The following is a 13,239-nucleotide window of genomic DNA, read 5'->3' as shown; positions in this document are numbered from 1 at the left end:
GTGAGCTGCTCACGAAGGCGATCTAGCTGTGCCTCATCGGCTGGCTGACCTGACACCTTCATGAGCAAACTCACCCCACGGTCGGTTATTCAGCGTTCTTAAAGCTCGATGCTCATCCCGTCGAATGCCACTTCGACGTTCCGCCGCGCCAGTTCAGCGCGCTCGGGCGAGTCTTCGTCGAGGATAGGGTTGGTGTTGTTGATGTGGATAAGCACCTTGCGCTGTTGCGGCAGCTTTTCCAGCACTTCGAGCATGCCGCCGGGGCCGTTTTGCGCCAGATGACCCATCTCCGTCCCGGTGCGGGTGCCGACGCCACGACGCTGCATCTCATCGTCGTCCCACATCGTACCGTCGACCAACAGGCAGTCGGCGCCGCTCATCTTCTCCATGAGGGCGTCATCGACTTTGCCCAGGCCCGGCGCGTAGAACAGTTTGCCGCCCGTGCTCAGGTCCTCGACCATCAAGCCGATGTTGTCGCCCGGGTGTGGGTCGAATCGGTGTGGCGAGTAGGGCGGTGCCGCACTGCGCAGTGGAAATGGCGTAAAGCGCAGATTCGGGCAGGCCGGAATGACAAAACTGCCTTCCAGCTCGATGCGATTCCAGGCCAGGCCGCCGTTCCAGTGTTTGAGCATGTTGAACAGCGGGAAACCCGTGCTCAGATCCTCATGAACCATGTCCGTGCACCAGACTTGATGCGGGCAGCCCTCACGCAGGCTCAGCAAACCGGTGGTGTGGTCGATCTGGCTGTCCATCAGAAGGATCGCGCTGATCCCGGTATCGCGCAGGCCGCGATTGGGCTGCATCGGGGCGAACCCCTGAAGCTGGGCGCGGATGTCGGGAGAGGCGTTGCACAGGATCCAGTTCACCCCGTCGTCCGACAGCGCGATGGACGACTGGGTGCGCGCATGCGCCCGCAAGCTGCCGTCGCGAAAGCCTGCGCAATTGACGCAGTTGCAGTTCCACTGAGGGAAACCGCCGCCGGCGGCGGAACCGAGAATCTGGATGTGCATGTAAACCCCGTAGCGACGGGCCAGGCCGGCCCTGAATCAGAATCGCGTTAATAAAAAAGCCCCGGCGAACCGAGGCTTCTCACCGCGCAACAATCAACGGCTTGCGAAGTACATGGTGACTTCAAAGCCGATACGCAGATCAGTGTAAGCAGGTTTAGTCCACATAATTGACTCCTTCTGGGTTAGTGCAGCGGTGGGTGAGTACATTCGTTAGTGCTCCTGCGAGCGGAGACGTTCAAATGCTTAGGGGGCTATGTTACTAAAATTATCGAAAGGCCAATGATGAAATATCCAATAAAGATCCTTGCACAACGGGCAATGATCAGTTGGTTGTGGCCTACGGTCGGGGCGGGCTAGAGGGCGTTAGGGCGGTTCGATAGGCAGAGTCTGGGGCTGTCGGGCTGGGCCAGCCGATGAGCGGTTTCGAGCAGAGCGGCTTGCTGGAGATGTGCAAGGGAATGTTGCAGGCAGGCGTTGTAGTCGCTTCCGTGTCCCGCCAGATGCGCTTGCCAGAGCAGCTCGGCCGCTTGCGAGTGCTCCATGTCAGTCGTTTCGAGTTGATCCCGCAGGATTTTTACCTGCCCGGGTAAGTCTGCGGCGTTAATCATTGTCGGCAGACTCTTGATGAACGTCTCAATGTGCGCAACGAGTTGCTCCGCGCTCGCGCTGGGCGATTGCACGCCGAACAGCAGACCGCCCTGGCCAGCGATCTGTCGGAAACCACTGAAAACGGCGTAACCCAACTGCAACTCGACCCGTAGGCGCTGGTAGAACGGAGCCTGCATCAGCTGTGCGAAGAGTCGCCACGTGGCTTCGTCGTCGAGAGAGTGGGAGGGCGTTGGGTAGAAGATCAGCAGCGCAGTTTCGGAAGATTCCGACGGTTCGATTGCCCACCGTGTGCCTGTGGCCCGAGGTGCTGTGAGTGCTGAATGCTCCGGGGCACCGGGGATGAGCCGAGCGGCGTGACTCAACAACTGTTGCGCTGAGGGGGTGAAGCCCGTGGCAAACCCTGTCCAACCAGCCTCAGCCCAAACGCGCTGCAGGTCGTGGGTTTGTGGGGTGACTGGGTTGTTCAAATAATGATCAGGCAGCGTCTTCAACAGCTGACGGATCGGGATAACGGCCGGTTCATTAGCTGGCGCACCGTAGCGTGCCAAGGCTTGAGCATCCGGCTTGCCGAGCAAAAGCAGAGCCTGCTCCAGCACGGCGGGCAGCGGTTGCGCCAGGCCTGAGACTTTCAACTGCCAGAATCTGCCGTAGGCACTGAATGCCAGCGTGACCCCCGCTTGACTGGATTGGGCAGTCAGCGGTTTCAGGCTTGCCTCCAGCACCCGAGCAAGCGTTGGTTGCGCCGTGGCAAGCGTCCATCGCAGGTACAGTGCGGCTTCGCCGTTTTCTGGCAGCGCGTCGCTGAATGTCAGCGCGGGCAGCCTCGAGCTCAGCGCCCTGGCAGGCGTTGCCTGGTTCAAAAATGGATTGGGGTCGGGCAGCCGCCAATGGACGGTTGAGGCGTCGTACGCCGGAGACTCGGCTTGCGCCTGCAACAGCGCGTCTGGTGTGAGCTGGCTGAGCAGTGCGTCGACCGCATCTACCGACAGGCCCGCCGCATTAGCTTCCGCGCTGAAATACCGCGCCAGCGAAAGCGCGCCGCTGACGGCCAGACGCCGCTGTTCCAGTCGCGCGTATTCTTCGAGCAACGGGCGGTAATGGGATTTGAAAAAGGCGAGCCAGCCGAACACGGTTGCTGATACGTGCGATGACGCGTCGGGTGTCTTCGCGGCCAATGCGACCTCAATGTCGATGATTGCCTGGCCGCCAAACTCATACATGACCTCGGCCTTCAGCGACTCAATCAAGCCTCGGTCACGCAGCTCCGCCACCAGCCCGCCCCCTTGCGCGTCATTCATCCAGGTGCAGAGAAACGCCGCGGCCTGTTCTTGCCCTGCCGGTAAGCCTTCGCATGCGAACGTCAGATGCATCCGACGCTGATCAGCCTCGCCGATTGGCTTCGGTGCATCAGTGAGCAGCGCAGGCGGCTGCTGTTGCTCAACCCGAATACCTTGAGCGAAACACCCGCCAGACTGCGTGGCCAATTGTTCCAGTTCATCCAGCGACTGAGGCCCCGCGAGGCTCAACGTCATCTGCCCGGCCTGATAGAACCTTCGGTAGAAATCCTGCAGCGCATGCTGAAACGCCTGACGCGGCACTGGAAGGCTGAAGCGATTGCCGGCATGAAACCATCGAATCGGATGCAAGGCCGACAAGGGCTGCAGGCGCTTCAGCAGGTCACGAGAGGCATCGTCCCGCGACCAGGCAATGAATTCCGCGTGCAGCACCTCCCGTTCTCGCAGCTGATCGGCAATCGTCATACGCGGATGTGCGAGCATTTCGCACAGCCGCTCGAGACCGTCGGGGAACACGGCGCACGGCAGCTCGAAGAAAAAGTCGGTGGTGCGCTCGCGTGTGCTGGCGTTCACTTGCCCGCCATGACGCTGCACGAACGCCATCAGCTTTTCGTCATCCGTGAAGCGCTCGGTGCCGAGAAAAAACAAGTGCTCAAGAAAATGCGCCAGCCCCGGCCAGCGGGCCGAGACATCATGACTGCCTGCCGCCACCCGCAATGCCGCCGCGCAACGCTTCAAACGTGGGGCCGAAACAAGCACCACGTTCAGGCCGTTGGGCAGGGTCAGGGATCGCTGGCTGATGGGGTTGGGCATGGCGCTTGTGAGGTTAGATGACTGAGCGGCCATGCTAGCGGATTACGGGCGTGCAGGTGTGGGACGTGCGCAGGGGCGGCGCAGGAGAATTACCTTACGGTTTACCCAGACCGGAATAGAAACCCGGTCGGCGATCCTTGAAATACGTATTGATCGCCTGAGATTCGCTCATCGATTCACGGTCCAGATCCGCAATCACCAGCGCCTCATCCTGTCCAGCAAGACCGATTTGCCGGCCGTCAGGCGCGCAGATGCTGCTCAAACCGCAGTAATGAATCTCGCCCTCACTGCCGCAGTAATTGGCGTAGATCAGGTAGCACTGGTTCTCGAAGGCGCGGGCCCGCACGGTGACTTCCGCGACGAAATCGTAGGGCGCCATGTTCGCGGTCGGTACCAGAATCAGGTCGGCGCCGGCCAGGGCCAGATGCCGTGTGTTCTCGGGAAACTCGACGTCGTAGCAGATCAAAAGGCCGAGTTTCCAGCCTCCGAATGCCACCACCGGAAAGTGCTCATCGCCCGCACTGAACATCGCGTTGTCCAGCTCGCCATACAGATGGGTCTTACGGTAATTGCAGAGCCGAACACCTTGCGCGTCGATCAACTGCACGGCGTTGTAAACCTGGCCGTCGGTGCTCAACTCCGGGTAGCCGTACAGAATCGCGACGCCCGTGGCCTGAGCGATCTCGGCAATCTTCAGCGCAGCCGCGCCGTTGCTTGCTTGTGCCAACTCCCGCGCGGCCTGGGCGCCAATGTTGTACCCGCTGAGAAACATCTCCGGTAAGACCAGCAGCTTCGCCCCCTGGGCCGATGCTTTGATCGCCTGAGCTTCCAGGCGCATGAGGTTGGCGCTGACATCCAGCGGCAGCGGCGGGCATTGGTAGAGGGCGACGCGCATAGTGGCTTCCTTATTCCGGCAAAACGATCGGGCCGATTTCGTGGAACACGTCACCCGGGCCCGGGTTCTCGGCGTGAGTCTTGCCGCCAAAGTGGGTCATGATGCCCCACACCGCGTTCAGCGACGTCTGCACAGCGCCCTCAACCCAGGCCGGCGTCCAGGACACATCGTCACCGGCGATGAAAATGCCGCGTTGCTCGTCAGGCATGTCCTTCTGCATGAAGTGCGCGTACATCCGCTGGTTATAACGGTAGTGGCCCGGCAGCGCGCCTTTGAAAGCACCGAGGAAGTGTGGGTCGGATTCCCACGACACGGTGATCGGGTCTCCGATGACGCGTGCGGCGATATCGACCTTCGGGTAGATCTTTTTCAGCGCGCCGAGCGCCAGGCTGACGCGTTTTTCCACGGGGTGAGGGAGCATTTTCAGCGCGTCGCTCATCCACGAGTACGACAGGCAAATCACCCCCGGCTTCTCGACGCCGTTGGAATAGGTGCCGTTGTCGAATAGATAGGTGCCACGGGTCAGGCGATCAGTCAGGGTCATGCTCATCATGTCGCGGCCGGTCTCCGGGTCTTTGTCTTTCCAGAACGGCCGGTCCACCATGACGAAGGTTTTCGACGCCTGCATGTAACGCGTGCGGTCCAGTGCCATCCACATCTTCTGGGAAAACAGCGACTCTTCGCACTCGATCTGGGTGGTCAGCAACCAAGTCTGGCACGTCGCCAAAACCGCATCGTAATGGCGAACGTCACCCAGATTGTCCGTGACCGCGAACTGGCCGTTGGCGGCGCGGCTGATGCCTTTGACGCCCGTGCGCGGGGCGCCTCGGTGCAGCGTCGACAGGCTGGTGCCTTCTGGCCAATGGGCGCAACGTTCAGGGGCGTGGCGCCAGATGCCGATAGGGACTTGCGCGACGCCGCCGACGATCAGGTGCTGGTGATCGTCGCAGTTGGTCATGACCACGCGGAAGATCTCCAGCATCGAGTTCGGGAAGTCCGAGTCCCAGCCACCGGTGCCGAAACCGACCTGCCCAAACACTTCGCGGTGATAGAACGACAGCTTGGCGAAGGCCTTGGACGTGGCAACGAAATCATAGAACGTGCGGTCGTCCCACAACGGCACCAATTTGTTCCATAGCTCCTTGAGCCGAGGCACATCGCGGTCGCGGATGGCTTGCTGGATGTCGGCGAACTGCGAGCCGTCCTCCAGCGCGTCCGCCCAGGCGTCAGCCACTTCCTGAAACAGCGCAGGCAAGTCCGACAGTTTCTGTGCGTAGTGAGTGCTGCCTTCCAGATCAATCACTGTGCTGCCCGACGCGGCCGTCAGCGGGTTGGGGAAGGGCTTGGACTCCAGGCCGAGCTTGTCGACGTAGTGATAAAAAGCGGTGGAGGACACCGGGAAGCGCATGCCGCCCAGCTCGGCGATGATGCCTTCAGCGCCTTCGAATTGTTGCGAACGCAGGCGGCCGCCCATTTTGGAGGCTTCATAAACGACGGGTTTGAGACCCAGCTTCATCAGCTCATAAGCCGCGACCAGCCCGGCGATGCCTGCGCCGACAATCGCCACCTCTTTGCCGAGGTTTTCCGTAGGAATGCTACCAAGGCCAGCTGGGTGTTCAATCCAGTCGTCGAAGGCAAACGGGAAGTCCGGGCCGAAAATCGTGATCGGTTTCTTTCCGTTGGCGGGGTGGCGATTGTTCTTCATGACTGACCTTGTTCGACTGGGGCGCGAAAGTGAACAAGTCTAGATAACAGTTGGGACGTTAATAAGACGCAGAGTGCCGTCGTTGTGTCGAGAACCTCAGCAAAGTGACGGAGCTTTTCGTCATATTGTCGGAAATGGCGCGTCAGGACGGCTGGCCGCGATCAATCTTGCTGCTGAGGATGATCGACGTGGTGGTCTTCTCCACCCCGTCGACGCTGCCGATCAGATCAAGCATCTGATCCAGCTGCTCCGGCGAATCCGTGCGCAGCCAGGCGACGTAATCAAATTCGCCGCTCACTGCGCACAACTGCTGCACCTGCGCCAGTGCACTCAGCCGCCGCAGCACTTCTTTGCCGGAGCGAGGCTGCACGGTGATGCCGACGTAAGCCTGCAGACCTCCATCCACCAGCCGCTGACCCAGTCGCACGCCGTAGCCAGTGATGATTTTGGCTTTTTCCAGGCGCGCCAGTCGCGAGGTCACGGTCGTCCGCGCGATGCCCAATTGCCGAGCCAGATTGGCGACCGGTTCCCGGGCGTTGATTTGCAGCGCGGCGATCAGTTTGCGGTCGATGTCGTCGAGCGCTGGTGGGCGGGTGTCAGGCAAGGGCGGATCTCCTTCGGCAAGCGGGGCATGTTAGGAGATTCCGTAGGGGTTTGGGTGATATTCGAATGGCAAGGCGACGCGAAAGCTCAAGGATTCTGCGTTGATTGTCCATCAGAGATGGGCGTCAGAGAACCTGCGTCGGTCATGTAGGACTTTTCCGCGCTGTAAGGCTTTTGTCATTCTTCTGTCACCCCCGGCGTGCCTAAATTCTCTCCCCACCCCTTTGAATCCACGCCGGGAGCCTCGTCATGACTCTGGATTTCTCCGAAACCGCCCGCTACATCCAGGCCGATATCCTCGACAGCTTCGACGAAGAACTGGAAATGGAGTACGACGACGCGCGCCTGGATGGCCTGTTGGCTGACTTGGGTGAGGAGGTGCCCAAAGGGATTGATCGCCGCCTGTATTTCCGTGAGCTGCTGCGCCTGCAGGGCGAGCTGGTGAAACTGCAGGACTGGGTGGTGAGCCAGAAGCTCAAGGTGGTCGTGCTGTTCGAAGGCCGGGATGCGGCAGGCAAGGGCGGTGCGATCAAGCGCATCACTCAGCGGCTCAACCCGCGGGTCTGCCGTGTGGCTGCACTGACCGCGCCGAGTGAACGCGAGCGCACGCAGTGGTACTTCCAGCGCTACGTCGCGCACCTTCCTGCGGCTGGCGAAATGGTGCTGTTCGACCGCAGTTGGTACAACCGGGCCGGGGTCGAGCGGGTCATGGGCTTCTGCAATGACGAGGAGTACGAAGAGTTTTTCCGCACCGTGCCCGAGTTCGAAAAAATGCTGGTGCGCTCGGGCATCATCCTGATCAAGTACTGGTTCTCCATCACCGATGACGAGCAATACCGGCGCTTTCTGATGCGCATCCATGACCCGCTGAAACAGTGGAAGCTTTCGCCCATGGACCTCGAATCCCGTCGTCGCTGGGAGGCCTACACCAACGCGAAGGAAGAAATGCTCACGCGTTCCCACACTGACGTCGCGCCGTGGTGGATTGTCGAGGCCGACGACAAGAAACGCGCGCGCTTGAATTGCATTCACCACCTGCTGGAGCAGATCCCGCGCGGCGATACCGAGACACCGCAAGTGGTGCTGCCGGAGCGCGAGTACAACGCCAATTACCTACGGGCACCGGTACCGCGTGAGATGGTTGTTCCGCCGGTTTATTGATCCTCCGCCGATATGTGATCACAGCGCTGGCAGGGTTCAGATCTTCCACGCCGGCGCTGTTTTCGCCAGTCGCTGTTGCAGGCTTTCGAGATTCTGCGTGAACTGGCGGGTCATCAGCTGATAACCGAGCACCTCGGTCGAGGCGGTTGGAACGTCGGGCCCGACGGTCAAACTCTCGGTTGGCCGCTGCAAACGCTCGGTCGCACCGGTCTGCAGCGCGCGGGCCATGCCGATCAACATGCGACGAATGCGCCGTTGCTCCGCCGTCACCCCTGTACTGCCAGTGTCCGCTGGACGCAGGTTCGACAGAATCTCGAGAATGCTCAGGCACATTCGGTAGTGGCTCTGAATAGCGTCCAGCTCAACGATCGAAATCTTCACTTCCTTGGACACCGACGGCATCAGCGAACGCAGCTGCAACAACGTCGCGCCCATCCGTGCCGTCAGCTTCACGTGCTCATCTGCGGTGATCGACTGCCCGCTGGCGATGCGATCGTAAGCCAGGGCACAGTCCCGCAGGCCACTTGCCAGGTTGTAGCGCCACGAATACACGGCGTACAGCGGCAGCGCGAATGAGAACGCCAGGGCGAGGGCGATGCCGATCAGGATATCCACCGTCCGCCACAACCCGTCCGTGATCGGGTTATCACCGTGGCCCGCCACGATAAACAGGGTGATCGCCGACAGCAGCGCCGTGTAGCCGCCCTTGCCGATGGCGTGATACGCGAAGAAGCCGCAGATCAGCGACATGATCACGTACGTCAACAACGGCATGCCCAGATAGCTTTCCTGCGCCACGATCGCCAGGCCCAGGGCCGCCCCTATCAGCGTCCCGTAGGCCCGCTCTACCGACTTCTTGCCGATGTTGCCGTGGTGCTGCAACCCGCCAATCACGATCAGCATCGTCACCGACGCCCACTCACCGTGGGGCAAATTAATGCCGGTCGTCAGAAGAATCGACACCATTAGTCCGACCACGATGCGACCGGCGTGAATGTAGCGGGCATGGCGATAGCGGCGGTATGGGTCCAGCAGTGGACGCAGGGCGCGGCGAAGCCAGGAGGGGAGAGAGGCTGAGTTCATGGGGTTACAGACCATGGGGATGATGAATATATCCGAAGCCCGGCAAACGCGGCGCGTCACCACCGGCATTGCCTCATTCACCAAATCATCACATGTGAGATGTTGCGTATCGGGATGCTTGCGCGTAGGGTGCGTTGCTATCACATGTGATGTTCAGGAAAAACCTCAATGGCTCGGAAAACTTCAACCGACTACATGCGCGAAATGCGCGCTCGGCTGACGGCTGCCGGGTACGTGAAACGAGAGCTGTACGTACTTCCAGAAAACGCGGAAGTGCTGAGAGACATCGAAAAAGTGCTGCGCCAGCCCTACTTGGGTAACCGGATCAAACTGGAGGGATTCATGACTGAGAACACCAATTGGACCATCGACACGCTTCACTCGGCCTTCGCCGAACTGGACGTGGTGAAGAACGAAGACATCAAACTAACCCTTATTCACGGTGCCGAGCCGAGTCTGAGCCTGGTGATGAACCAGTTCGGCGGCTTGCCCATCATCATTGCCATTGCGGGCGACCAGATCCTGGTTGATTCCGTCCTGGTCTACGCCTCTCAGGTCAAAGACCCAACGTCTTTCAACGAGACAGTGTTGCGCAGTCGGGACCTCTTCCCGCTGTCTTCGATCGGCATCGAGACCATGCCAAACGGCGAAACCGTCTACAGCATGTTCGGCGCCCTGAGTGCCGCCTCTTCGCTGACGGTCATCGTCCACGAAGTCCTCACGCTGGCAGACAACGTGATTCGTGCGGCTGATGCCTACGAAGACCTTCTAACAGTTGATTCACAGTAATCGGGAGACACATCAATGAGCCTTTGGAAAAAAATGGTCACAGCGCTGCGTGGTGGGGCTTCCGAGGTGGGTGAAGCCATCGTCGATGCTCAGGCACTGCGAATCCTCGACCAGGAAATCCGTGACGCCGACGCCTCTATGCTTGCGGCGCGCAACCAGCTGATTCAGATCAAAGCCAAGCACAAGCTCTCGCTGCAACGCGTCGAAGAGCACGACAAGAACATCGCCAACTGGGAGCAGAAAGCCCTCGCGGCGATGAATAAAGGCGAAGAAGCCCTCGCCCTCGAGTGTGCCGAGAAAGTGGCCGAGCTGACGGCCCTGCGCGATCAAGAGAAGCTTGCCGCCGATCAGTTTGGCGTCCATGTGGCCAAGTTGACCGCACAGGTCATCAAGGCTGAAAGCCAGATCAAAGGCTTGCGTCAGCAGACCGATATGGCCAAGGCCCGCGACAGCGTGCAAAAGGCGCAGATCAACGCCGCTGCCGCAACCGGTGGTGCCAACGGCCGACTCGAAACCGCAGTGGGTTCGCTGGCCCGTATCAAGCAGCGTCAGGATGAGCAGGACGCGAGGCTTGAAGCGGCCGACGAGCTGACCGAGGCTGCCAATGGCGGTGATCTGGAGCGTCGTCTTCAGGATGCCGGGATCGGCGCAAAAACAGGCGGCGCGGCTGACGTGCTGGCCCGCTTGAAAGCGCAAAACCAGAGCGGTAACGCTGGGCAATAAGCACCGTTAAAAATAGGCAGCCGGATTTCCGTCTGCCTTTTTTCGGTTTCAGTTTTTTGGGCTCCAGCGGTGTACAGATGAATATCGGAAATGGACTACGAACGATACTCTGCCTTGCCGCTGTGATGATCGTTGTGCAGATGGTTAACTCCCTGACCGCCAACAGCCTGCTGTTCCACGGCCTGGTGCCCAGGACGGTATCAGGACTCCAAGGCGTCGTTTTCTCCCCGTTTCTCCATGGCTCTGTCCGTCACCTGCTGAGCAATCTGCTGCCTTTTGTGGTGCTGAGCTGGCTGGTTGCGACCGAGGGGCTTCAACGTTACGTCCGCGTGGTGCTGCTCATCGTTGTCCTCGGCGGGCTGATGGTCTGGGTGGTCGGCCGGCCGGTCATCCATGTGGGCGCCAGCGGTCTGATCTTTGGCTTGTGGGCGTATCTGCTGGCCCGGGCGTGGTACCAGCGCAGCCTGGCGAGTTTCGCGATTGCACTGGTGACCCTGCTGGGCTACAGCGGTTTGATCTTTGGGTTCATTCCGGTGCCGGGCGTATCGATTGAGTCACACCTGTGTGGCGCGCTTGCCGGTATTGTGACGGCCTGGCTGATGCACTCGCGGCGGCTTCTCGAGCGAGATCCGGCGCAGTGAATTTAAAAATTTTTACATCGCCTCGGCGCGAATTCAAAGGAGATGAAACATGAGCTGGATCAAACGCGCATTAGGCCTGGAGTCCCCCACTCCACCGGGCGGTCTCGGCAATCCAAGCCTGGCTAACCCGTTCGGGCTGGCGACCGGTCGTATGCTCGACCTCGACGACTCGCTAAAGCTGATGCTCGACGGCCATTCGGAGCTGGTGGTACCTGACGAAGAAGTGGTCTGGGCGGTGGGTCAGGTTGACCTCGGGCAATCGGTCCGTCTGGTGCGCTTCTACTTCGAGGACGAAGATTACTGGCTGCAGGTCATGATGAACGGGCCTGCCGCTGAAGATGTTCAGGACATCATCCTGTTCGGTTACAGCAGCGCCGTCACGATCAACAGCGAGGCGGAGCTCAAGCGTCTGGTGGGGCCTGCGTCCAAAGTCGGTCTGCCGGTATTCGAGCATGACGGCTGGGAGTACGGTCGTCAGTGGGGCACGGAACAAGGCCAGACCGAGCTCACGCCCATGGACGAGCACGTCGTCAGTCCTGACGGTGCCTACCGCGTCAAGCACCTGAGCATGTTGTACGCGCGGGACACCGGACTGGTGGATCGTCGCGAGTTTCTGTTGCTGTCCGTTGAAGAGGACGAGGAGGGCGTTGTCTCCTTCACCACGTCGGTCGGCGTGACCCTGCAGTCCACTGATTTCACCGTCATTTAAAAGGAAGTAAAAAATGCTTGAAGCGCTTCGTATGTCTGTCAGCTTCCAGTCGTTGCTGAGTTTTGTGGTCTACATCATTGTGGCCGGCGGATTGTTCTCGTTGTTTCAGATGGCCTACACGCGTCTGACGCCGCACAAGGAATTTGCCCAGATTCGTGAGGGCAATGTTGCCGCCGCCGTCGCCCTCGGCGGTGCGCTGATCGGTTTCGCTCTTCCTGCCAGCAACGTGATCACCTACAGCATCAGCGTGCTGGATGTGGTGATCTGGGCAGTAATCGCAGCAGTCGTACAGCTGCTGGCCTTCACCGCCACCAGCATGGTGCTCAAGGATCTGTCCGCACGCATTACCCGAGGCGAGCTTGCGGCGGCCATCTACGCCGCCAGCGTCTCGATCAGTGTCGGTTTTCTTAATTCGGCCTGCATGACGCCGTCGACCTGATCGCCCGTTATCGAAAAAGGAGTTATCGATGAGACGTAGTTCCCTCAAGCTGGTCCTGGCCAGCACCCTGCCGTTAGCGATCAGCGCATGCAGCAAGTCCGATACCGTCGAGGTTTCCGCGCAGCAGACCTATCCGTCGGTTCAGTCCTGCGTTGACCAGAAAGTACCGGTCGACATCTGCTCGGACGCTTACATGAGCGCCCTGGCGGAGCACCGCCGCATTGCCCCGACCTACGATGACAAGACGGCTTGCGAAGCAGATTTCGTCCCCGATTACTGCCAGCAGAATGCCGATGGCAAGTTCACGCCCAAGCTCGGCGGTTTTCAGCTGGAAGTTTCCGGTGAGCTTCCCAAGTCCCAGGTTGACGCAGCGAAGGCCCAGGCTAACCAGTCGGGTGGCGGTGGTGGTGGCTTCGGTTCCGGGGTAAACGGATTCCTGATGGGCATGCTCGTCAGTAACATGGTCAACGGATTCACCGGCGGTGGCGGTCGTTACTACGCTCAGCCCATCTACCAGGAGCGGGACTCGAGGGGTGGGTATGGGTATTCCACGCTGTCGCGCCAGATCGAGCAGGGCAAAACCTTCGGCAACTCCACCCAGGCGCGAACCAGCTCGACCGGCACTTACAGCAAAAGCACCCTGGGCCGGAATTCATCGGTCTCGTCCTCCGTCTCCCGTGGCGGTTTTGGCAGCCAGGCCACCGCTCGCAGCGGTTGGGGTGGCAAAAGCAGCGGTTCAAGCTTCGGCGGATAACAGGGACGTT

The 13,239-nt window shown here is 60.2% G+C and carries 14 protein-coding genes; 7 read left to right on the top strand and 7 right to left on the bottom strand.

Annotated features, from left to right (window positions below; all coding sequences use genetic code 11):
• Positions 1–98 precede the first annotated feature (98 nt).
• The 6 genes from pqqB to QMX88_RS08655 form a co-directional block, all read right to left on the bottom strand.
• Positions 99–1,010 (bottom strand): pyrroloquinoline quinone biosynthesis protein PqqB, encoded by a 912-nt coding sequence (gene pqqB / locus QMX88_RS08680; RefSeq protein ID WP_282368252.1) that lies wholly within the window; start codon positions 1,008–1,010, stop codon positions 99–101.
• Positions 1,011–1,103: 93 nt separating this feature from the next.
• Positions 1,104–1,175 carry a pyrroloquinoline quinone precursor peptide PqqA gene (pqqA, locus tag QMX88_RS08675; protein WP_008365141.1) on the bottom strand — a complete coding sequence of 24 codons (72 nt, stop codon included), beginning with the start codon at positions 1,173–1,175 and terminating at the stop codon, positions 1,104–1,106.
• A 188-nt stretch (positions 1,176–1,363) separates the two neighbouring features.
• Positions 1,364–3,727, bottom strand: a complete 2,364-nt coding sequence (gene pqqF, locus QMX88_RS08670; RefSeq protein WP_282368251.1) for a pyrroloquinoline quinone biosynthesis protein PqqF — start codon at positions 3,725–3,727, stop codon at positions 1,364–1,366.
• Positions 3,728–3,821: 94 nt separating this feature from the next.
• Positions 3,822–4,622, bottom strand: coding sequence for a carbon-nitrogen hydrolase family protein (locus QMX88_RS08665; protein ID WP_282368250.1), 801 nt, complete (start codon positions 4,620–4,622; stop codon positions 3,822–3,824).
• Positions 4,623–4,632: 10 nt separating this feature from the next.
• Positions 4,633–6,327 carry a flavin monoamine oxidase family protein gene (locus QMX88_RS08660; protein ID WP_192173124.1) on the bottom strand — a complete coding sequence of 565 codons (1,695 nt, stop codon included), beginning with the start codon at positions 6,325–6,327 and terminating at the stop codon, positions 4,633–4,635.
• A gap of 142 nt (positions 6,328–6,469) precedes the next feature.
• Positions 6,470–6,931, bottom strand: a complete 462-nt coding sequence (locus QMX88_RS08655; RefSeq protein ID WP_192173123.1) for an Lrp/AsnC family transcriptional regulator — start codon at positions 6,929–6,931, stop codon at positions 6,470–6,472.
• Between the two features lie 248 nt (positions 6,932–7,179).
• Between QMX88_RS08655 and ppk2 the strand changes: the two genes are divergently transcribed.
• A complete protein-coding gene (ppk2, locus tag QMX88_RS08650; protein WP_192173122.1) occupies positions 7,180–8,091 on the top strand; it encodes a polyphosphate kinase 2 in 912 nt (303 codons plus the stop codon).
• 36 nt (positions 8,092–8,127) lie between these two features.
• Here ppk2 and QMX88_RS08645 read toward each other — a convergent pair whose 3' ends face one another.
• Complete coding sequence (locus tag QMX88_RS08645; protein ID WP_282368249.1) at positions 8,128–9,174, bottom strand: FUSC family protein; 1,047 nt, start codon at positions 9,172–9,174, stop codon at positions 8,128–8,130.
• A 168-nt stretch (positions 9,175–9,342) separates the two neighbouring features.
• Here QMX88_RS08645 and QMX88_RS08640 point away from each other — a divergent pair, with 168 nt between their 5' ends.
• The 6 genes from QMX88_RS08640 (at position 9,343) to QMX88_RS08615 (ending at position 13,229) form a co-directional block, all read left to right on the top strand.
• Positions 9,343–9,963 carry a YjfI family protein gene (locus QMX88_RS08640; protein WP_192173120.1) on the top strand — a complete coding sequence of 207 codons (621 nt, stop codon included), beginning with the start codon at positions 9,343–9,345 and terminating at the stop codon, positions 9,961–9,963.
• A gap of 15 nt (positions 9,964–9,978) precedes the next feature.
• Positions 9,979–10,686, top strand: a complete 708-nt coding sequence (locus tag QMX88_RS08635; protein ID WP_074886925.1) for a PspA/IM30 family protein — start codon at positions 9,979–9,981, stop codon at positions 10,684–10,686.
• 77 nt (positions 10,687–10,763) lie between these two features.
• Complete coding sequence (locus QMX88_RS08630) at positions 10,764–11,327, top strand: rhomboid family intramembrane serine protease (protein WP_282368243.1); 564 nt, start codon at positions 10,764–10,766, stop codon at positions 11,325–11,327.
• 49 nt (positions 11,328–11,376) lie between these two features.
• Positions 11,377–12,036, top strand: a complete 660-nt coding sequence (locus QMX88_RS08625) for a DUF2491 family protein (RefSeq protein ID WP_282368241.1) — start codon at positions 11,377–11,379, stop codon at positions 12,034–12,036.
• 13 nt (positions 12,037–12,049) lie between these two features.
• Positions 12,050–12,475 carry a DUF350 domain-containing protein gene (locus QMX88_RS08620; protein ID WP_074886933.1) on the top strand — a complete coding sequence of 142 codons (426 nt, stop codon included), beginning with the start codon at positions 12,050–12,052 and terminating at the stop codon, positions 12,473–12,475.
• 28 nt (positions 12,476–12,503) lie between these two features.
• Positions 12,504–13,229, top strand: a complete 726-nt coding sequence (locus QMX88_RS08615; protein WP_282368238.1) for a DUF1190 domain-containing protein — start codon at positions 12,504–12,506, stop codon at positions 13,227–13,229.
• Positions 13,230–13,239 lie beyond the last annotated feature (10 nt).

Origin of the sequence: Pseudomonas sp. PS02290 (genome assembly GCF_029960075.1) — a bacterium.
Lineage (GTDB): Bacteria > Pseudomonadota > Gammaproteobacteria > Pseudomonadales > Pseudomonadaceae > Aquipseudomonas.
The sequence above is the reverse complement of the archived record's forward strand: the minus strand, read 5'-3'. Positions and strand labels throughout refer to the sequence as shown.